Source organism: Candidatus Omnitrophota bacterium (assembly GCA_028716165.1).
Classification (GTDB): domain Bacteria; phylum Omnitrophota; class Gorgyraeia; order JABMRG01; family JABMRG01; genus JAQUQI01.
In genome coordinates, this window is sequence record JAQUQI010000001.1 from 1 (window position 1) to 20,725 (window position 20,725).

Consider the following 20,725-nt stretch of genomic DNA (forward strand, 5'->3'; position numbering starts at 1 on the left):
GGTGTTCCTCCTTTCATGTTTAAGCTTCAAGGCTATTCTTGAAAGCTTTTACTTCTAACAATGAAAGGATACACCCTTTTTTATTGGTATTTCAAGCTGAATTTACAGAGAACATTATACGTTACCTACGCGAAGGTCGGGCGCGCCGCGGGACGCGCACGCATATCCCAAGCCGTCCTCCGGCCGCGGCTGTCTGAACGCGGAAAAGACTCCTTAAAAAACCCGAATTCTTTTAAAAAAACACGTAACAATGTATTACGTACCTTTTTGGCCGCGTGTTACAACCTTGATAAAACTAAATAAACACAAAGATACTATAAAAACCCACGATAATATCATAAACAGCCAACCGCTCCAGCGCATCCGCCGCATCCTCCTCAATAATAACTTTTCATCTTCCGTTTTCTCCAGGCTGTTTTAACCAGCATGCAAAGAACGAAAAACAGTCCGGCAAGCGCAAGACGCGTACCGATGATATAGGGCTTGACGGTGCTATCAATATCTCTCATCATGATAAAAGGCAGGCCGTCTTGGGCAAACCAAAAAACAAGTATCAAAAAAAGAAAAGAAGGCGTTATGTATTTGATAATAAACTTATACGGTGCCGGAATGCGCATCATAGAACCGTGATGCATTTCATCCCAGGCCTTATCAATACCGAAAACCCAGGCAAAAAGTAATACCTCAATAGTAGCAAACAGGACAAGGCAAAAAGTGCCTGCCCAAAAATCAAGCTCATCCACCACGCCTTTGCCCAGTAAAAATATTGCCGCGTGGCAGAAAACAAAAGTAGCTGCTCCAAATATCAAAACCGCTTTAGCCCTTGACATGTTAAATTCGTCTTCCAAAAAAGCTATAGCCGGCTGGGCAAGGGATACAGATGATGTTATGCCGGCCAAAAAAAGCATTGCAAACCATAAAAAACCGAACACGGCAGACATCGGTATATGTTGTAATATCACCGGCATAGTCACAAAGCTCAAGTCAAAGGCGCCCTGCCTGGACACATCAATAATACCCGCCGGCCCGAAAAAAGCAAACGCGGCCGGTATGATTATAGACCCGCCAAGAACAACCTCAATAAGGGTATTGGTACCTGCGGCCGACAGGCCTGACAAGATAACATCATCGGCTTTTTTGAGATAGCTGGCATAAGTCAATATCACCCCGATACCGACGCTTAAGGTAAAAAATATCTGGCCGGCGGCCGCCAGCCACACCTTAGCGTGTTTTAACGCTGAAAGATCCGGGTTCCATAAAAAACCCAGTCCGTTAAGGCTGTTCCATGAAGGCAATAACGGATTTGGGGCGCCAAGCATGAACACCCTGACCATTATTACAAAAGCGAATATGATAAGAACGGGCATGGCGATCTTGCATAATCTTTCAATGCCGACTTTTATGCCGCGTGTGATTACCGCCATATTTAGCGCGAAGGTGGCAAGAAAAAAACAATAAGCTGTGTAAATACCTCTAAAATGCCCTCCCTGCGTAAGCCCCTGAAAACCCCTTAGAAAATCCGTCATACCCGATTGAGTTCGTATACCGTTATAAGCGCCGGTCATTGAAAATACGCTGTAGGCAAAGCACCAGGACTCAATATACAAATAATAGACAAATATAACCATCGGGCCGAATATGCCTATCACGCCAAAGTATTTTATAAAACGGTTTTTTTGCCACATGCTGTGGAATGCGCCCGGCGCGGTAGAATGCTCAAACCCGCCGCCATATCTTCCTATCGTCCACTCTATCCACATAAGCGGTATGCCTAATAGAAAAAAAGACAAAAAATAAGGTATCATAAACGCGCCGCCGCCGTTCTGCGCCGCCTGAACCGGAAAGCGCAAAAAATTGCCTAAGCCTACAGCACTGCCTGCCACGGCAAAAATTATACCCAGTTTTGAACCCCACTGCTGCCTTTTTTTCACTGCTTGATACTCCGGTTATCGCGGGCCGCGGTTTTTGGATACTTTACCCGCATAAGGCAAAGCCCCTTCGCGGGGGCCGTAGGCCCTGCCTCGCGCCTGTCTCTGGCCTTTAAAATATCTCTAATATGTTCGGGTTGTATCTTTCCCCTGCCAATTTCTACAAGTGTCCCAACAATATTACGCACCATATTATAAAGAAAACCATCAGCTTCAATATACATACTGATGACATTGCCCCTCCGGCTTATAGACAGGCTTATTATTTCGCGCACCGGATCTATTTTTTTGCCGCCAGAGGCCTGAAAAGACCTGAAATCATGCCTGCCTATCAAAACCCGCGAAGCTGATATCATTAAATCGTGATTAATCTTGTAAGGTATATGATATTGATATAACCTGTCAAAAAGAGGCGCGCAAGGGCAGTTAAATATGCGGTAACGGTAGAGCTTTGAAATCGCGTCAAACCTTGAATGAAAGCTTTCCTTAACGTCAGTAACACTTGTGATAACGATATCTCTAGGTAAAACACTGTTTAAAGCGCGCAGGATACGGTTGCAAGGCATTGAATTATTCAGCTTGAAATTTGCCACCTGGCCCAAGGCATGAACGCCCGCATCGGTACGCCCGGAACCTATAACCTTTACCCTGGCTGTAAATATACCGCTTAAAGCGGTTTCTATCTCATGTTGTATGGTCTTCTGCGGATATGACGCCCCGGCCCCTTTGGCCTGTATCTGCCATCCTTTATAGTTTGTACCATCATAGGCTATGTTCAGCCTGATATTTCTCATTATATCCCTGGATTGGCACAGCCCCTGGGCCTTGTTGTTATGCTATCTCTTCTTAACCAGGACTTCTGCTATCTGGACGGCATTTAAGGCAGCCCCTTTTAATAGGTTATCGGAAACAATCCACAGGTTTAAACCGTTTTTGATACTCTCGTCCCTCCGTATCCTGCCTACATAAGTCTCATAACTTTCGGCCGCGTTAACCGGCATGGGATATTTTAACTGCCCGGGATTATCAATAACCTTGATACCGTCAGACTTTGACAATATACGCCTTGCTTTATCCGCTGAAAGCGGCCTAAAGGTCTCTATATTAACAGATTCTGAATGAGAGACAAAAACCGGCACCCTTACACATGTAGCCGTCACGCCTATAGACTTGTCGTGCAGTATCTTTCTTGTTTCGTTGACCATTTTCATTTCTTCCTTGGTATAGCCATTGTCAAGAAAAACATCAATGTGGGGAATGAGATTATACGCTATCTGATATGGAAACTTTCCCGGCCTGTAATTCTTATTTAGGCGCGGAGATTTTTTATTTCCTATCATGGCCGTTTCCTTTTCAAGCTGTATCAGGCCTTTATTGCCGGCGCCCGATACTGCCTGATAAGTAGAAACGACGATTCTTTTTATTTTTGCATAATCATGCAGAGGCTTAAGAACGGCTACCATCTGTATGGTTGAACAATTGGGGTTTGCGATTATACCCTTATGCTTAAAAACGTCTGCGGGATTTACCTCCGGCACAACAAGCGGGACATCTTCATCCATCCTAAACGCCGAGGTATTATCAATACAAACAGCTCCGGATTTAACGGCATAGGGTAAAAATTTCCTGCTTATATCAGCGCCCGCGCTTGATAAGACTATGTCAATTCCGCCAAAAGCGTCTTCGGTCAATAGTTCAACAACAATGTTTGCCTTATTAAAACGTATCTTTTTACCCGCGGACCTGGCAGATGCCAAAGGCCGCAGGGTCTTGACAGGAAACATCCTCTTTTCAAGAGTGTTAAGCATCTGCGTCCCGACAAGTCCGGTAGCGCCTACTACCGCTACATTGTATTTTTTCATATCACATGCTCCTGTTATGGCGTCAAAAACAAAAATTTCTTTTTATAACACATGGACCTCTATCGCCAAAGCCTCATTAGCCGCAAAACCTGTATTTTTTTCTTTACAGGCTCGCGGCAACAAGCTCGCCCACCTGGCTTGTTGAATATCCCATCTTCCCGGCTGAAAGTGATTTTAATTTATTAGACGTAACATTAATAATAGCTGACTCTATGGCCTGCGAAGCCTTGTCTTCGCCTATCTCTGCCAAGAGCATCGCCACGGCACCGATAGCGGCCAAAGGGTTTATGACATTCTTACCGGTATATTTAGGCGCGGAGCCTCCTATCGGCTCAAACATTGACACGCCGTCAGGATTAATATTGCCTCCCGCGGCAATACCCATACCGCCTTGTATCATTGCGCCCAAGTCCGTTATGATATCACCAAATATGTTATCAGTCACTATAACATCAAACCATTCCGGATTCTTGACAAACCACATACACGTCGCGTCAACATGGACATAATCGGTCTGCACGTCCGGATATTGAGCGGCAAGCTCATTAAATGTCCTCTGCCACAGGTCCCAGGCATAGGTCAAAACATTTGTCTTTCCGCAAAGCGTCAATTTTTTTCTCTTGTTACGTTTCCTTGTGTATTCAAACGCGTATTTTATGCAACGCTCAACGCCTCTGCGGGTATTATAAGAAATCTGTATAGCCACTTCATCCTTAGTCCCCTTGTCCCGGAACTCGCCCATACCCGTATACATGCCTTCATTATTTTCGCGGACAACAACGAAGTCTATATCGCCTGGCCCTTTATCTTTGAGCGGCGTCCAAACGCCGGGATAAAGTTTTACCGGGCGAAGATTTATATATTGTTCCAGCCCAAACCTTGTATTCAGCAATATGCCTTTTTCAAGGATACCGGGTTTTACCCTGGGGTCTCCTATGGCTCCTAAAAATATAGCGTCAAAACTTTTAAGTTCATCAAGCCCGCCTTCGGGTATTGTCTCTGATGTCTTTAAATACCTCTCACCGCCCCAATCAAATATCTTGGTTTCGTATTTAAAGTTATATTTTTGCGAAGCGGCCTTCAGGACCTTGAGCCCTTCCCTTACCACTTCAGGCCCTGTCCCGTCACCGGGTATAACAGCTATCCTATACATACCTTGTCCTTTCTTATCCTTTCTTGCCCTTTAAAGCGTATCTTGCGCGCCTTTCTCGGGTTTTAAGCATTGCATTAGCCCGCCCGCGGATACTATCCTCTGCATAAATTCCGGAAAAGGCTGTGTAATATATGCCTTGTCTTTTTTAGGCTCATATATCCTGCCTGCGGCAAGGTCTATCTCAATAATATCGCCTGTTTGAATATCGCCCGGCAATTGCCCGTTTTCAAGGATAGGTAGTCCTATGTTAATGGCGTTACGGTAAAATATCCTGGCAAAACTGCGGGCTATAACACAGGATATGCCCGACGCCTTTATGGCAATAGGGGCGTGTTCCCTTGATGAACCACAGCCAAAATTACTGCCTGCCACTATGATGTCCCCTTTTTCAACCTTATTGACAAAATCAGGATCAGCGTCTTCCATGCAATGCCTGCTTAGTATGGCAGGATCAATGGTATTGAGATAGCGCGCCGGAATTATTTCGTCCGTATTCACATTATCGCCAAACTTATGCGCCCTGCCTTTGAGCTTCATCTTTATATTCCTCTTATTCTGCCCTAAGTATTTTTATCAGGGCCAAAAATACCGCTGATTGTATTAATATAACCGCGATAAACGCGTTAAACAACCTCTGCCGGATGGGTAATTCTTGCCTTGACGGCGCTTGCCGCGGCGACAGCCGGATTTGCCAGGTACACAAAACTCTTAGGACTGCCCATCCTTCCTACAAAATTCCTGTTTGTCGTGGCTATGGCCACCTCGCCTTCGGCGAGTATGCCGGCGTGCCCCCCAAGGCATGGTCCGCAGGTGGGCGTTTCAACAACAGCTCCCGACTTTGTAAAAACCTCCAAAAGGCCTTCTTCCAGGGCCTGTTTATATATATTTTGCGTGGCAGGTATCACAATCAGCCTGACACGGGAATTGACTTTTTTACCTTTTAATATCCTGGCAGCTATCCGGAGATCGGATATCCTGCCATTAGTGCACGAACCGATAACAGACTGGTCTATTGATACCTTTTTAAGGGCGCTAACACCTTTAACGTTACTGGGCAGATGCGGACAGGCGACTTGAGGCTCCACAGCCGACATGTCCCATTCATAGCTATCGGAATAACAAGCCTCTTTATCGGAGAATAGATATGACCAACGAGCGGCATACGATAAATAACGCCTGCCCATGGCCTGTTTTATATACGCGCGCGTTTTTTCGTCCGGGGCTATTATCCCGTTTTTGCCGCCTGCCTCTATGGCCATATTGCACATGGAAAATCTATCATCCATAGACAGGCCGCGTATAACAGGGCCGGTAAATTCCATAGCCTTGTAGTTTGCCCCGTCAACTCCTATCTTTCCTATAGTAAATAATATAATGTCCTTGCCGCCGGACCATTTCTGCATTCTGCCTTTGTATATGAATTTCATAGACTGCGGGACCTTGAACCAGCACCTGCCCGTGGCCATCACAGAAGCCAGATCGGTAGAACCTACTCCCGTGGAAAAAGCTCCAAGAGCGCCGTATGTGCACGTATGCGAATCAGCTCCGATTATAAGGTCTCCGGGCCCTGTTAAGCCCGCTTCCGGTAAAAGCGCGTGCTCCACGCCTACCCTGCCCTGTTCAAAATAATGCCTTATGCAATGTTTCTTGGCAAAAACCTGCAATACCTTGCATTGCCTGGCGCTCATCGCGTCTTTGTTGGGCGTAAAATGATCAGGCACAAGGGCTATCCTGTTTTTGTCCCAGGGATCAGCAATGCCGGCCTTCTCAAACTCCGATATGGCCAGGGGCGCGGTGATGTCATTCCCAAGGCACAAATCAACTTTCGCGTTAATAAATTCGCCCGGCTCAACCCTTTTCTTCGCGTAATGCCTGGCTAAGATCTTTTCCGTTATGGTTTGTCTCATTGCCGTAAGGCCGCCTTTTTAAAATTTATGTTTTATCCAAGGAATCAAATGCGGGTCATCATGGCTTGCTCGTCGCAATTCGGAAACTTCGCGCATTGCAGGCACTCCGTCCATATCTTATGAGGAAGCAATTTTCTGTCTATATTTTTAAAACCCAATTTAACAAAAAATTTCGGCGCGTATGTCAGGCAAAAAACCTTCTTAATGTCAAGCGAACGCGCTTCTTTTAAGGCCTGTTTCACAAGTGTCGTCCCTATATCCTTCTTGTGCCAGTTTTCGTCAACGGCAAGAGCCTTTACTTCAGCGAGATTCTCCCAGCATATGTGCAAAGCGCAACAGCCTATTATATTACGGCCATTAACCGCCACAAAATAATCCCTGATATTTTCATACAATTCAATAAGAGACCTCTGGAGCATAAGGTCTTTTTTAGCGAAACAACCGATAAGCCCCTGGATAACGGGCACTTCTTTTATATAGGCCTTCCTAATTATCGTTTTCATTCGGATATGCTTTCAGTTAGGGTATTATATAATAAACGGATAAAATGTGCAAACAAAAATTAAGTAAAGCCTTACAGGCGTATGATTTTGTCTGATACGGCGTTAATGCTATCGGCATCGTGCGATATAAAAAGCATGGCCAGATTCTCCAGGCTCCTTAACCCGCAAAGCAGTTTAAGGATATTAATCTGCGACGGAAGGTCAAGCGATGACAATGGTTCGTCACAGATAAGCAGTTTGGGCCCTGCCGCGAGCGCCCTGGCTATATTTACGCGCTGTCTTTGCCCTCCGGAAATCTGGTGAGGGTAGCAGTTGATAATTTCATAATCCAAACCGACTTTTTTTAACAAGGACCTTATCTGAAACGCCAATCTCATTTTTCCGGGATATCTATTTATTATAATAGGTTCGGACAGGCTTTGGCCTATGGTCATTTTAGGATCAAGGCTGGCCAAAGGGTCCTGAAAAACAATCTGGACCTTCTGCCTGAATTTTTTCCAACCGGTTTTTTTAAATTTGGATATGTCTTCGCCTCTAAACAAGACACTGCCTTCGCTGGGCCTGATAAGGCCGCAGACTATCTTCGCCAACGTAGTCTTGCCACTGCCGGACCTGCCTGATAAGCCCACGGTCTGGCCATAACCGATACTAAAACTTACCGGAGCCAGGGCCTGCCTGTCTTTATATTTTTTTGATACGCCCACAACCTCTACTATAGTTTCCATTGATAAGATAACCCTTTTACCGCTGATTGCATATCTATTCTGCTACAAAATTTTTAGGCGTGGATAGAACCAGTAGTTTCGTGTATTCGTGCCTCGGAAACCTGAATACTGTGTCCGCCGGCCCCGACTCAACGATCCTGCCTTTATGCATAACAGCGGCTTCATCCGCTATGCCTTTGGCTATCCGGATATTATGCGTAATAAGCAATACCGAAAAATGCATACTGGCGCGAAGCGATAAAAGCAGATCCAGTATTTCTCTTTCGGTATCAATGTCCAGAGCAGTGGTCGGTTCATCCGCTATCAGAAGCCTGGGCCCGGCTGCTATTGCCATGGCTATTGCCGCGCGCTGTTTCATGCCGCCTGAAAGCTGGTGCGGGTATGCTTCGTAAACACGCTTCGCGTCTTCAAGCCTGGCAGCGCGTAGAGCCTCCAATGTCAGGCACCTGGCCTGGCCCCTGCCGGTTATCTCATGGGCTAACAGGACCTCATCAATCTGCCGGCCTATTGTCATAACAGGATTAAAGGCGGATGCGGGTTCCTGGAATACATATGATATCTTACCGCCCCTGATATTACGCAGTTTTTCTTCGGTTAACCTTAATATATTATCTCCATCCATAACCACACTGCCCCTCATTATACTGCCTTCGCCGGCATCTATTAACCTTGTCATGGCAAGGCCCAATGTTGTCTTGCCACTGCCCGATTCTCCTATCAAGGCAAAAATACTTTTGTCCGGTATCTTCAAGCTGACGCCATCAACAACAGGAATCGGCGCTTCTGTCCGGCGCCTGCCGCGGCTGTAACAAACTGTTAAATCGTTTATTCGTATCATATCTTATAAGGCATAAAATGCTCCCGCAAGCCTTCTCCGATCATATTAAAACCTAATACGGTAATCAATATAAATAACCCTGGAAACACCGTAGGCCACCAGCAGGCCCCCAAAGATGCCTTACCCTCCATAAGGATATTGCCCCAACTGGGAGACGGCGGCTGAATACCTAAGCCTAAAAAACTCAATGACGATTCCAGTAATACCGCCCCGGCAACACCAAACACCGCGCTTACTAAAACAGGCGCTATCGCGTTAGGAATAAGATGCCTGAATATTATCCTGGCACTGCTTGAGCCAAAGGCCTTTGAAACCAGGATGAACTCCCTGTTTTTCAGGCTTAATATCTCCGCGCGGACAAGCCTGGCAACAGGCATCCAGCTTGTCAACCCTATTATGACCATAATATTTATTATACCGGGTTCAAGCATAGCAACAACTGCAAGAACAATAAAAAACGCCGGAAAACACAGCATAATATCCACAATACCCATAAGCGCGAGGTCTGTTATGCCGCCGTAATATCCGGCTATTGAACCTACAACAAGCCCTATGATAAGCGCGATTATTATTGCCACAAGGCCTGTCAGCATGGATACCCTGCCGCCATATATGACTCTGCTGAAAATATCTCTTCCCAGATAATCTGTCCCGAATATATGGGCTTTTGAAGGCGCCAGGAGAGCTCTTTCAATATTAATACTGACCGGGTCATGACGGCATATGACCGGGGCCAGCAATACCATAACGGCAAGGACACCTACCATTACTATGCCTGTTATCATCAGGTTATTTGTCATATTTTACCCTCGGGTCTGCCAATGAATATACTATGTCTGCCAGGATATTGCCGGCTAATGTAAGCAATGCCCCTATAACGAGAACTGCCATAATAACAGGATAGTCCCTGCTCATTGCGGATTCATAAAATAACCTGCCCATGCCGGGGATACCGAAAACAGATTCAAATATAACACTGCCTCCTATAAGCCCGGGCACTGCAAGGCCCAATATTGTTATAACAGGTAATATCGCATTTTTAAGCGCGTGTTTGTATATCACATCTCTTTCCTTAAGCCCTTTGGCCCGGGCCATTTTGATATAATCCTTTCGCAGGACCTCCAGCATGCTGTTCCTGACATATCTGCTCATGCCCGCTATTCCCCCCGCGCAAGAGACAAAAACCGGCAAGGCAAGATGCCTGGCTATATCAGCCGCCTTGCCTGCCATTGTAAGAGTATCAAAATCAAGCGAGACAATACCTTGTATCGGCAGCCATCCAAGCCTGATACCGAAAAAAGACATCAGAAGCAGGGCCAGCCAAAAACCGGGAAACGCAAATCCAATGAAAACAATTATTGTCGTAAGCCGGTCAAATAAACCATTACACTTTACGGCTCCGGCCGCGCCAATGGGTATAGCAATAAGCAGAATAAGCAGGACAGATAACCCGTTGATAAACAGGGTAATCGGCGCGCGCTCCGCTATCTTTACCATAACCTTCTGTCCGTCTCTGTACGATACGCCAAAATCAAAATTAATAATACGCCTTACCCAGTTCAGATACTGCTTATGGATAGGGCTGTCAAGCCCGTATTGCGCCATAAGCTTCTGTTTGAGCTCAAACGACGAAGCCTTTGGGTCAAGCATTGTCATGCCGTCAACAGGATTACCCGGGGCAAGGTGTATGACAATAAACGATATCAAGGTAATGCCAATGATCGTCGGAATAGCCAATATAATACGCCTGATTATATAACGCCTCATAGTAATACCTTTTGCCTTGGGCCGTACTTTTGCTGCTCTTCGGGAACATACCATTCGGTAAAATTATGCCTTATGCCCGAAAGCGACGGTTTAATATTTTTAAAACGTTTGTGGATAATCGGCAGGCTGTCCTCAACCCATAAAAACATATACGGTTGTTCCTCATGCAGTATAGAATGGATTCTGTGATACACCCGAGCCCTGGCAGGCCGGTCAATGATAAGCCTGCCCTGGTCAAACAGATAGTCAACCTCTTCATTTTTATAACTTATGAAATTAAATTCTCCTTCCCTGGTCTTTGATGAGTGCCATATATCAAGGCAATCCGGATCAGGGGATAGCCCCCAACCCATGAGAACTGCCTCAAACTTTTTTTTATTAATAAACTCGCCCAACAAAACACTCCACTCCATCGGCTTTATTCTCATAACAATGCCCGCCTCTTTTAATTGCTGCTGTATCATCTGCGCCGCGTATTCCCTAAGGTTATTACCCTGATTAATAAGCAGGCAAAATTCAAAATCCACACCATCTTTATCTATGACGCCGTCTCCGTCCGTGTCAGACCAGCCTGCCTGGGCCAAAAGCCTTAAAGCCGCGGTTATGTCCCTGGGCCTGGGAATTATATCTTTATTATACGCCCACGAGCCAGGCAAAAAGGGCCCTGTGCATATCCTGCCAAGGCCAAGCAATGCACCGTCAATGATACTCTGTTTGTCAACTGCCAAATCCAGCGCCTGGCGCACTCTTTTATCTTTGAACTTTATATCGCGCAGATTATAACCTAAATAGGTATAACCGGATGAAGAATAGCTGTATTTATTAAAACATGCCCGAAAATAATCATTTTGCGTCTGTCTCTTGTATTGCAAAGGGCTAAGGCCCATAAAATCAATCCCTCCGGCCTGAAGCTCAAGAAACATCGTAGACGGATCGGGTATCACCCTGTATATATAATAATCAATATAAGGCCTTTTCTTGAAATAGTCCTCATTGGCCTTTAAAATAATCTGCTGTCCGGTAATCCATTTCACGAATTTATACGCCCCTGTACCGACGGGCTGGCGGGCAAACTTTGTCAGGCTCAAATCTTCATTCTGCAGGATATGCCTTGGGATAATAGGCATAGTCCATGAAGACAAGGCTGGGGCAAAAGGGCTGTAATAAGAAATTTTTATCTTATAGGGGTTAATCACCCTGAATGACTCTATTCTATTGAAATCTCCGGAGTAGGCCGTTTTAGTCTTAGGGTCAATAAGGCTCTGGTATGTAAAAAGAACATCTTCGGCGGTAAACGGCGCGCCGTCATGCCATTTCACGCCATCGCGCAGGATAAAAGTAATCTCGCCTCCGTCACGGCTCATTTCCCAGGACAGGCAAAGATCTCCGATTATATTGAGATCTTTATCATATCTTACAAGGCCATTATATAAAAGAGAACACAGCTCGTGGGAAACTGAATCCGAGGCTACGATAGGGATAAGGGTTATGGGGTCGGCAATAGACGCTGTAACAAGGCAATCTCCGTTGGCGGGTAAATTGTCCGGGGCATAATCTATGCCCGCGCTTTTTAATGAACATCCGAAAAGGCACGGCAATAAAAAAGCCGCCAAAAAAACCAGCGGTCTTGCCAGATAACGCTTTAAGCTACGCAACATAGGCCTTTATTTTCCGGCTGTTTGTCTATACGCATATATTTCCCGGCATGGCAATAAAACAATTCTGCCGGCCGGACACCGTGTTACCGGTTCTTTACTTTAAAACATTTTACGACGCTGTGCCTGGAACAGGCCCTGCCTATTTTGACGCATCGGGCTGATTGCCTGTCTGCGGTTCTATTCGGGCATTCTTATCAATGTCGGTTTTTTGCCCGGAACTATCCAGTGTATCCGACGCGGTAACCGGTATGGTTTTTACGCTGTCCATAATAGACTTCTGCCTCCTGCCCGATAAAAAGGCCAGAGCAAGCGACGTGCATAAAAAAAGTATAGCGCTTACCTCGGTCGCCTTTGTAAGAAAAGCTCCCGCCTTCTGCCCGAATATGGTCATTTGCGAACTTCCGCCTCCGCCGAATGTCTCGGCAAGCCCGCCGCCTTTTCCGGTCTGAAGCAGTATAACGCCAACAAGGACAAATGAAACAATTATATGCACAACAAGTACTAATATATACATCGGTTTACACCGCTCCTTTCACGATAGCGCTAAACGAATCAGCCTTCAGGCTTGCTCCTCCTACTAAAGCGCCGTCTATGTCCTGCTCGTTCATGAGCTCTCTGATATTATCAGGCTTGACACTGCCGCCGTATTGTATTCTTGTCTCCTGAGCAATGCTGTCATTAAACATCCCTCCAAGCATCTTTCTGATATGGGCATGGACCTGCTGGGCGATTTCCGGAGTCGCGGTCTTGCCCGTGCCAATGGCCCAAACAGGCTCATACGCGAAAACTATATTCTTCATACTATCGGATTTTATACCTTCAAGCGCGTTTTGGACATGGTCTTTTATCACATCAAATGCCTTGCCCTGCTCACGCTGGTTGAGGGTTTCTCCGACGCACACAATGGGCTTTAGTCCGGCTTCAAGCGCCGCCTTTATCTTTTTATTGACATCAGAATTTGTTTCATGAAAATACTGCCTTCTCTCGGAATGGCCGATTATCACATATTCACAGCCGGCGTCCTTAAGCATATCGGCTGAAACCTCTCCGGTAAAAGCCCCTTTCTTTTCCCAGTACATATCCTGCGCGCCAAGCTTGATGTTTGAATCAATAAGTATTTCGCGCACATCAGATAATGACGTAAATGCGGGGCAAACTACAATGTCAACAGAGTCCGTGCTGCAAAGTTCACGCTTAAGCCCGTTGACCAGGTCCACAGCCTCTTTTATCGTGTTAAACATCTTCCAGTTACCGGCAATAATAGGTTTTCTCATTTATTACTCCCTTTTCTTCGCGTATTAAAAATAATAACACCAACACCCTAAACCCTTAAAAACCTTAAAAGACACAGCTGACAAATAGGAAATATCCCTTGCTTATTTATCTGAAAGCGCTGCTATTCCCGGCAAAATCTTGCCTTCAAGATATTCCAACGAAGCGCCGCCGCCGGTTGAGATATGAGACATCTTGCCGGAAAACCCAAACTTGGCTACTGCCGCCGCTGTATCACCGCCGCCTATAACAGAAACGCAGTTTAAGCCCGCTATCGCCTTGGCAAGGGACCTTGTCCCGTGGGCAAATTTATCGTTCTCAAATATACCTACAGGCCCGTTCCAGACAATGGTCCTGGCAGGACGCAGTTTAACAATAAACAAGTCTATGGTCTTAGGGCCTATGTCAACAGCCATAAATCCCTTATCAATGGATTCGCCTGCTGTCGTCTTCACATTAGAAGCCTTTTCTATATCATCGGTTACAATGTGGTCTATTGGAAGTATAATCTCTACTTTTCTTTTTTCGGCCTTGCGCAGAATAACCCTGGCAGTTTCAACCATGTCCTGTTCAACCCGCGAAGAACCCACATCAATGCCGCGTGTCTTCATAAAAGTATATGCCATAGCGCCGCCTATAATAATTGCGTCCGCCTTCTCCATCATGTTCTCAATGACGGGTATTTTATCAGCTACCTTGGCGCCTCCGAGCAAAAACACAAAAGGCTTATCAGGGCTGGTAACAACCTTCTGAAAATATTCTATCTCTTTTTCAACAAGAAGGCCCGAAACAGACTCAAGATAATGCGTAACACCTTCTGTTGAGGCATGGGCCCGGTGGCATGTTCCAAAGGCGTCATTTACAAAAATGTCCCCTAATCCCGCCAGTCTTTTGGAAAACACCTTATCATTATCAGTCTCTTCCTTATGGAACCTTAGGTTCTCAAGCAATACCACGTCGCCGTTTGACATGCCTGAAACGGCCTTTTCTACCTTTTCACCAACGCAGTCGTCCAGGACCTTTACAGGCTTATTTAATAAAGCGCTTAACGATTTGGCGCACGGCTTTAAACTGTATTCCGGTTTTACCTCACCCTTGGGCCTGCCGAGATGGCTCATCAGGACAAGCCTGCCGCCTTTTGACAATATATATTGGATAGTAGGCAATGCGGCCCTTATCCTGTTATCATCCGTTACGTTTTGCTGTTTATCCAGCGGAACATTGAAATCAACCCTCATCAAAACGCGTTTTGCCGCGAAATCAACATCCCTTACGGATTTTTTATTCATTTTACGTCTCCATCCCGGCGGTTAAGGCATGCCGGAGTTTATCTTGTCTGCCACAGATTCTGCCTTAGGCAGGCCTGCCGGGCCGAAAGCGTTTTTATCCGCCCGCGGCTAAAAAAGGCGGGCGGATAAAACAATGCCTTACGGCCACCATCATTTCATCATATACTTAATCAGGTCAACAACCCTGCAGGAATAACCCCATTCGTTGTCATACCACGACAATACCTTAACCATGTCCCCTATGCAGAACGTCTGCTCCGTATCAACAATGGACGATAACGGGCATTTTTTAAAGTCTATGGATACCAGCGGCTCGTCGGTAAAACCAAGTATGCCTTTTAATTTGCCATTAGCCGCGCTTCTTAAGGCATTATTGACATCTTCTTTCAGCGCGGGCTTTTCTACCTGCACAACCACGTCAACGATAGAAACCGTCGGAGTAGGCACCCTCATGGCAAGTCCGTCAAGCTTTCCTTTAAGTTCAGGGATGACAAGGCCTACAGCCTTGGCCGCGCCTGTTGTAGTCGGTATCATTGACAAAGCGGCCGCGCGCGCGCGCCTTAGGTCGCTGTGAGGCAGGTCTAATATGCACTGATCATTAGTATAAGAATGTATAGTCGTCATAAGGCCTTTCTTTACTCCGAAATTCTCCATAAGGACCTTGACGACAGGCGCTATGCAGTTTGTGGTGCATGAAGCGTTTGATACTATATGATGCTTTGACTTATTGTAGGCGTTCTCATTAACGCCTAAAACAAATGTCGCGATATCACCTTTGGCCGGGGCTGATATAATAACTTTTTTCGCGCCCGCGGCAATATGCTTCTGTGTTTTTTCGGCATCACGAAAAATGCCCGTGGATTCAAGCACGACATCAACGCCGAGTTTGCCCCAGGGGATTTGCGCGGGGTCTTTCTGCGCGAATACCTGAAGTTTTTTTCCGTCAACGACTATAGCGTCTGACTCAACGCTTACGTTTGAAGGAAAAATGCCGAAATTTGAATCGTACTTTAAAAGATGGGCCAGGGTCTTGGCATCCGTCAAATCATTGACCGCCACAAATTCTATGTCTTTGACCTTGCCCTCAATCGCCGATCTAAATACGTTGCGCCCTATCCTTCCAAAACCATTAATACCTACCTTTATTGCCATCTCTTACCTCCTTGAATTTTTTTGAAGATAGAATCTCAAGCCTGTTTTTAGAACATTGCCCGGTAGGCTTGTCTAAGCCTAAGACATTCTTCTTCTTTTTTCTACGGCATCCGGGCCGATAGGAGGGTTATTTATCCGACCGGGCCGGAATGAAACGCTTCCTGCTTATATCACCGCTTCCCTTAAATACCTGCTGGCTGTTTCAGGCGATGTTGAATTTATATAAAATCCGCTGCCCCACTCAAAACCGGCTATCTTGCTAAGCTTCGGCATCACCTCAACGTGCCAATGATAATATACATGAGAATCATTGTCCGAATTACTGCCGTTTAAAGGCGCTGTGTGTATCGTAAAATTATAAGGCGGATTATGCAATACCCGCTTTATCCTCATAAGGATCTCTTTGAGTATCCAGGCAAAATTTTCCACCTGCCCCTCACTTATATCGGTAAAACAGGCTTGATGGCTCTTCGGTATAATAAATATCTCAAAAGGCGACCTTGACGCGAAAGGACAGAATGCGACGAAATCATCGTTTTCGCATATCTCCCTGTGCCTGTATTCCAATTCCTGACGGGCTATATCGCAAAACACGCACCTCTCTTTATAATCATAATACCTTTGAGCGCACTCAAGCTCTTCCATAACGCGCTTGGGCACTATCGGAAGCGATATGAGCTGTGTGTGGCTATGCTCTAACGAGGCCCCTGCCGCGAGCCCGTAATTCTTAAATATCAGGACATACTTAAACCTTCCATCCCTGCCAAGTTCAATAGACCTTCTTTTATAGACGCGTATTATCCTTTTTATCTGGTCTATATCCAGGTCCGCGAGTTGTTTATTGTGGTCAACATCCTCAATAATGACCTCGTGTTCACCAACACCGTTCATCATGTCAAACATGCCTATACCGGATCTTTTAAGATCGGGCTCGTTCTTCAGCGCGGGAAATTTGTTCGGCACCGTCCTCGTTATCCAGCCGGGAGTGTTCGCGGCAAGAGCGGAAGGCCTGTCCGCGTCAACTTCCGGCGGAGTCAGCTTTTCATTACCCGGACAAAAAGGGCAGGCTCCGCTGCCGTCTATGCGCGGGCTTTCTATATCATAACCCTCGGGGCCAAAATCTTTCTCATTGCTGATTATAACCCATCTTGCCGTCATGGGATCAAGCCTTAATTCGCCCATATATAACTATCCTTATTTTATGTCATCATGCACTGCTTTATAGAACAGCCGCGTAAATTGCGCGCATAAAACGCGTGATATTACGCCTCGCGTAAAAATTTAGCGGCGTCTTCCGGGGGCATTGGGTTTATATAAAAACCCGTGCCCCATTCAAAACCCGCCACCCTTGTCAGGCGCGGTATTATCTCAATATGCCAGTGGTAATCGTTCTCAATCGTAGCCCAGTAACCTTTTTTCATACGCCTGTAAGGAGCCGTGTGAATGATATAATTAAACGGGGGATCGGAAAGCAGGCGGTGCATGCGGGACAATACCTCCTTAAGAATCTTGGCAAGTTCATTGGCGCTCTCGTCGGTTATGCTTGTATAATCCGCGGAATGTTTTTTGGGCAATATCCATGTCTCAAACGGAAACCGCGCGGCAAAAGGGGATATGGCCACAAAGCCGTCTATGTCCAGTATGAGCCGGCTCTTATCGTTGAGCTCCTGTGAAATAATGTCACAGAAAACACATCTATCTTTATACTCAAAATACCTCTTGGCCCCTATCAGCTCTCCTTTGACGCTCTTGGGGCAGACTGGAAGGGCTATAAGCTGGCTTCGGCAATGTTTTATTTTTGTCGCTCCCGCGGCAGGCTTATGATTTTTGAACACAAGAACATATTTAAACCGCGTATCACCCTCAAGATCAGCTATTCTTTCCTTATAGGCCATTAAGACCTTGGCTATCTGTTCGTATTTCAAAGAACTCATGTGTTCCGTGTGCTCATGGGTCTCAATAATAACTTCATTGGCACCCACGCCGCTCATCATATCATATATGCCATGAGGCTGTTTGTCTAAATTGCCTTCTATTCGTAACACGGGATGCAGATTAGGCACTACCCTGACATCCCATCCTGGGCCATTAGGTATTGACCCAGGCCTTCTGACGGCTCTTATTTCCGGAGGCGTAAGCCCTTCATTGCCTTCACAGAACGGACAAGGCATCACCTCGGTTATATCCGCCGACATTTGTTTGAAATCATTGGGTCTTTTGGCGCGTTCTGTCGCTATAATAACCCAGCGGCCGATAACGGGGTCTTTGCGCAGTTGGGGCATATCATCCTGATTGTTATAGATAAAGGTTTCAGATTATATTAGTGTGTTATTATAACATATAAGAATATAAGCGCAAGAGATTTTTTTAAAACAATTTAGGCCTCCGATAGAAACCCTGCCGAGTCCTTAACGGTCCCATGCTCTTGACAATGTCCGGTTACGCTAATAACACCGTTTTTGGCCTAACCAAAATTTTTTAAGTCCGGGCCCAAAATCATTTTTGATAAAAAAATAAAATATTTTTTACCATTATTCTGAATTGGGCACGGGGAAATAACCGTCAAAGACAAAAACTCTAATACCGGCCTAGGCCAAAAATTCTCTACACCCGGTGAGATTCCGGCGAAGAGAATTTAGAAAATTATAAATTGTCTTTTATGGATATGCCCACGCCTACGCCCGTTGAGGAATCTTTTCCGACAGACAACCGGAATACCGGTATAATACATGTTGCCTGGTAATTGTCTTCAAGCCCTTCCTGCGTTTGAGACAAAGTGTACACAGGGTATCTGAATACGGGAAAAGCCGGCTGTGAGAAATCCAGGTCCACTCTTATGCCCTCAATCTTATCGTGGAATTTAATAGATTCGGTATTTGGTATACTTGTCTCTCTGTCGTCTTGTGTTATGGAAAAATTTAATTCGGGCGCGAACAAAAATTCCAGAGATTTTGAGGAAAGATTGTCAAATTGATAGTTGACCCTGACCGTTTCTTTCTCTTTGCCAAAAGTAAAGACCTTCCTTAGCACAATCTGTCTGCCGTCAACAATACCCTGCCTAAAAACACTTATGCCGTCGGCGGGCCTGGTATCAGATACCTGATAACGGGCCTGGGCAAAATCTCCGCACTCTCTATACTGGTTATGCTTAAGCGACTTCAGGCTGATATCAGGGCTTAAGAAATGATCTATGAATAATCCCCGCCTGTAATTATCATAAAATACCTTCTTCTTGGCCTTTTTATGATATGGCTCCCGCCGCCTTGACAGCGTATTGACGATATTAAGGGGTTTGGTTTTCAATGACCATTCAGTCACGATCCCGCCCTGGGCATTGTCAATAATGATAGTGTTTTTTGACGTTGAAACTATCAATTCGTTTTCTCCGTCACAATTAAAATCAACCTCGTCTATCTCCAGCCGGGGCTCTTTCTTTGACTCCAGCGCGTCCAGAAGTTTCTCGGCCTCAATCAGATGTTTGAAAAGAGAAGCGCGCAGGTGATAAAGATACAGGCCTCCGAATACCCCATGCCAATAAACACAATTGCATTGCGCCTTGTATATTTCCCTTTTCGCCCTTGTCAACAGGTCGGAACCGGCGTTTTTGGCAGGCTGGGCCTCGAGCGCCCCGGATGACTCAACGGCATAAAGCCTCCTGCTTGCGAGCGCCACCCTTTTATGTATATGGTTTACCTCCGGGTATTTTATCATAAAATTCTTCCATGTCCCGGTCCTTAAAAACAGGCTGTATTTATTCAGCAGGTTATATTTTTTTAAATGCTGCTTCAGCGCTTCAAGGGATTGCGCGGCATCGGAGGGCAATGACCATTCATTCATTTCTTCATACGAAACATTGGGTATATATATAATGCCGTTGGGCCGGGCCTGGCCTAAATAATCCGATATCTTCCATGTCTTCACCCACGATGAATTTTTCTCAAGGAGCTGAAGGAATTTTTTAAGCCAGCCCTTTTCGTAAACAGCATTATAGGTGCCCGGCCAGGCGCCGAATTTCTCGCCGTCATCACCATAACAGACCGTGTATTTGCCGTAGTCCTTCATTATCTTCCTGAAATAATCAATGCTGGCCTGGGGCTGACGGAAAGGGATGGCATATCTTAACGGCTTATCCGACGGGATAATATTAATCGTTTTGCCGTTATATTCCGTCATGTAGTGGCCGTACAGCTGGCCCTCTTTACAGCCGGCATAGATCAGATGCTGGTCATCAACTATAGTGTATTTTATGCCCGCCTGCGACAGTATTTCCGGTATCTGCGGTTCCCATATCCTTTCGGCCAGCCATGCCCCCTGGGGCAATGACTTGAAATTCGCCTTCAGGAAACCGGTCATCATAGCTATCTGCCCCGCGGCGTCCTGATAGCTTATTGATGAAAGTATTGGCTCATAAAACCCGCCGCTTATTATCTCCACCTGTCCGGATTCAACCAAACGGGCAATAAGATCAAGGACATTTGGCCTGTTATCCCTCAACCATTCAAGCAAAGGGCCGCTGTAATGCAGATTAAACTTTATGGAAGGAAAATCCTGTATCGCGTAGAGAAAAGGCTCATAGCACTTATCCGATATTTCCTCAAAAACAAAACCAAAATTATCCACCGGCTGATGAAAATGTATTGCCATTAAAAAGTTAAATTCTTTTTCCATGTT

At 45.7% G+C, this 20,725-nt stretch carries 19 protein-coding genes; all 19 read right to left on the reverse strand.

Annotated features, from left to right (window positions below; genetic code table 11):
• Nucleotides 1-377 precede the first annotated feature (377 nt).
• Entirely contained in the window at nt 378-1,931 is a 1,554-nt protein-coding gene (locus tag PHV77_00005; protein ID MDD5503682.1) for a sodium-dependent transporter, read from the reverse strand.
• Nucleotides 1,928-2,722 carry a tRNA pseudouridine(38-40) synthase TruA gene (gene truA / locus PHV77_00010; protein MDD5503683.1) on the reverse strand — a complete coding sequence of 265 codons (795 nt, stop codon included), beginning with the start codon at nt 2,720-2,722 and terminating at the stop codon, nt 1,928-1,930. The genes PHV77_00005 and truA overlap by 4 nt, the downstream gene beginning before the upstream one ends.
• A gap of 42 nt (nt 2,723-2,764) precedes the next feature.
• Nucleotides 2,765-3,790, reverse strand: a complete 1,026-nt coding sequence (locus PHV77_00015; protein MDD5503684.1) for an aspartate-semialdehyde dehydrogenase — start codon at nt 3,788-3,790, stop codon at nt 2,765-2,767.
• 103 nt (nt 3,791-3,893) lie between these two features.
• Entirely contained in the window at nt 3,894-4,943 is a 1,050-nt protein-coding gene (locus tag PHV77_00020; GenBank protein MDD5503685.1) for a 3-isopropylmalate dehydrogenase, read from the reverse strand.
• Nucleotides 4,944-4,973: 30 nt separating this feature from the next.
• Nucleotides 4,974-5,480 carry a 3-isopropylmalate dehydratase small subunit gene (locus PHV77_00025; protein MDD5503686.1) on the reverse strand — a complete coding sequence of 169 codons (507 nt, stop codon included), beginning with the start codon at nt 5,478-5,480 and terminating at the stop codon, nt 4,974-4,976.
• Between the two features lie 86 nt (nt 5,481-5,566).
• Nucleotides 5,567-6,850: a 3-isopropylmalate dehydratase large subunit gene (gene leuC, locus PHV77_00030; protein MDD5503687.1), complete on the reverse strand. Its 1,284-nt coding sequence runs from the start codon at nt 6,848-6,850 to the stop codon at nt 5,567-5,569.
• 44 nt (nt 6,851-6,894) lie between these two features.
• Nucleotides 6,895-7,353, reverse strand: a complete 459-nt coding sequence (locus PHV77_00035; protein ID MDD5503688.1) for an N-acetyltransferase — start codon at nt 7,351-7,353, stop codon at nt 6,895-6,897.
• Between the two features lie 71 nt (nt 7,354-7,424).
• Nucleotides 7,425-8,078, reverse strand: coding sequence for a dipeptide/oligopeptide/nickel ABC transporter ATP-binding protein (locus tag PHV77_00040; GenBank protein ID MDD5503689.1), 654 nt, complete (start codon nt 8,076-8,078; stop codon nt 7,425-7,427).
• 34 nt (nt 8,079-8,112) lie between these two features.
• Entirely contained in the window at nt 8,113-8,916 is an 804-nt protein-coding gene (locus PHV77_00045) for an ABC transporter ATP-binding protein (GenBank protein MDD5503690.1), read from the reverse strand.
• Nucleotides 8,913-9,716: an ABC transporter permease gene (locus PHV77_00050; GenBank protein ID MDD5503691.1), complete on the reverse strand. Its 804-nt coding sequence runs from the start codon at nt 9,714-9,716 to the stop codon at nt 8,913-8,915. Before PHV77_00050 ends, PHV77_00045 begins: the two co-directional genes overlap by 4 nt.
• Nucleotides 9,706-10,683, reverse strand: a complete 978-nt coding sequence (locus PHV77_00055; GenBank protein MDD5503692.1) for an ABC transporter permease — start codon at nt 10,681-10,683, stop codon at nt 9,706-9,708. Before PHV77_00055 ends, PHV77_00050 begins: the two co-directional genes overlap by 11 nt.
• Complete coding sequence (locus PHV77_00060) at nt 10,680-12,341, reverse strand: peptide-binding protein (protein ID MDD5503693.1); 1,662 nt, start codon at nt 12,339-12,341, stop codon at nt 10,680-10,682. Before PHV77_00060 ends, PHV77_00055 begins: the two co-directional genes overlap by 4 nt.
• A 139-nt stretch (nt 12,342-12,480) precedes the next feature.
• On the reverse strand, nt 12,481-12,855 hold the full coding sequence (secG, locus tag PHV77_00065) for a preprotein translocase subunit SecG (GenBank protein ID MDD5503694.1): 375 nt from the start codon (nt 12,853-12,855) through the stop codon (nt 12,481-12,483).
• 4 nt (nt 12,856-12,859) lie between these two features.
• Nucleotides 12,860-13,615: a triose-phosphate isomerase gene (tpiA, locus tag PHV77_00070; protein ID MDD5503695.1), complete on the reverse strand. Its 756-nt coding sequence runs from the start codon at nt 13,613-13,615 to the stop codon at nt 12,860-12,862.
• Between the two features lie 102 nt (nt 13,616-13,717).
• Complete coding sequence (locus PHV77_00075) at nt 13,718-14,902, reverse strand: phosphoglycerate kinase (GenBank protein ID MDD5503696.1); 1,185 nt, start codon at nt 14,900-14,902, stop codon at nt 13,718-13,720.
• A gap of 150 nt (nt 14,903-15,052) precedes the next feature.
• A complete protein-coding gene (gene gap, locus PHV77_00080) occupies nt 15,053-16,054 on the reverse strand; it encodes a type I glyceraldehyde-3-phosphate dehydrogenase (GenBank protein MDD5503697.1) in 1,002 nt (333 codons plus the stop codon).
• Nucleotides 16,055-16,219: 165 nt separating this feature from the next.
• Nucleotides 16,220-17,236: a galactose-1-phosphate uridylyltransferase gene (gene galT, locus PHV77_00085; GenBank protein ID MDD5503698.1), complete on the reverse strand. Its 1,017-nt coding sequence runs from the start codon at nt 17,234-17,236 to the stop codon at nt 16,220-16,222.
• Between the two features lie 80 nt (nt 17,237-17,316).
• Entirely contained in the window at nt 17,317-18,336 is a 1,020-nt protein-coding gene (gene galT / locus PHV77_00090) for a galactose-1-phosphate uridylyltransferase (GenBank protein ID MDD5503699.1), read from the reverse strand.
• 361 nt (nt 18,337-18,697) lie between these two features.
• Nucleotides 18,698-20,722, reverse strand: a complete 2,025-nt coding sequence (locus PHV77_00095) for a DUF1926 domain-containing protein (protein MDD5503700.1) — start codon at nt 20,720-20,722, stop codon at nt 18,698-18,700.
• Nucleotides 20,723-20,725: the final 3 nt, after the last annotated feature.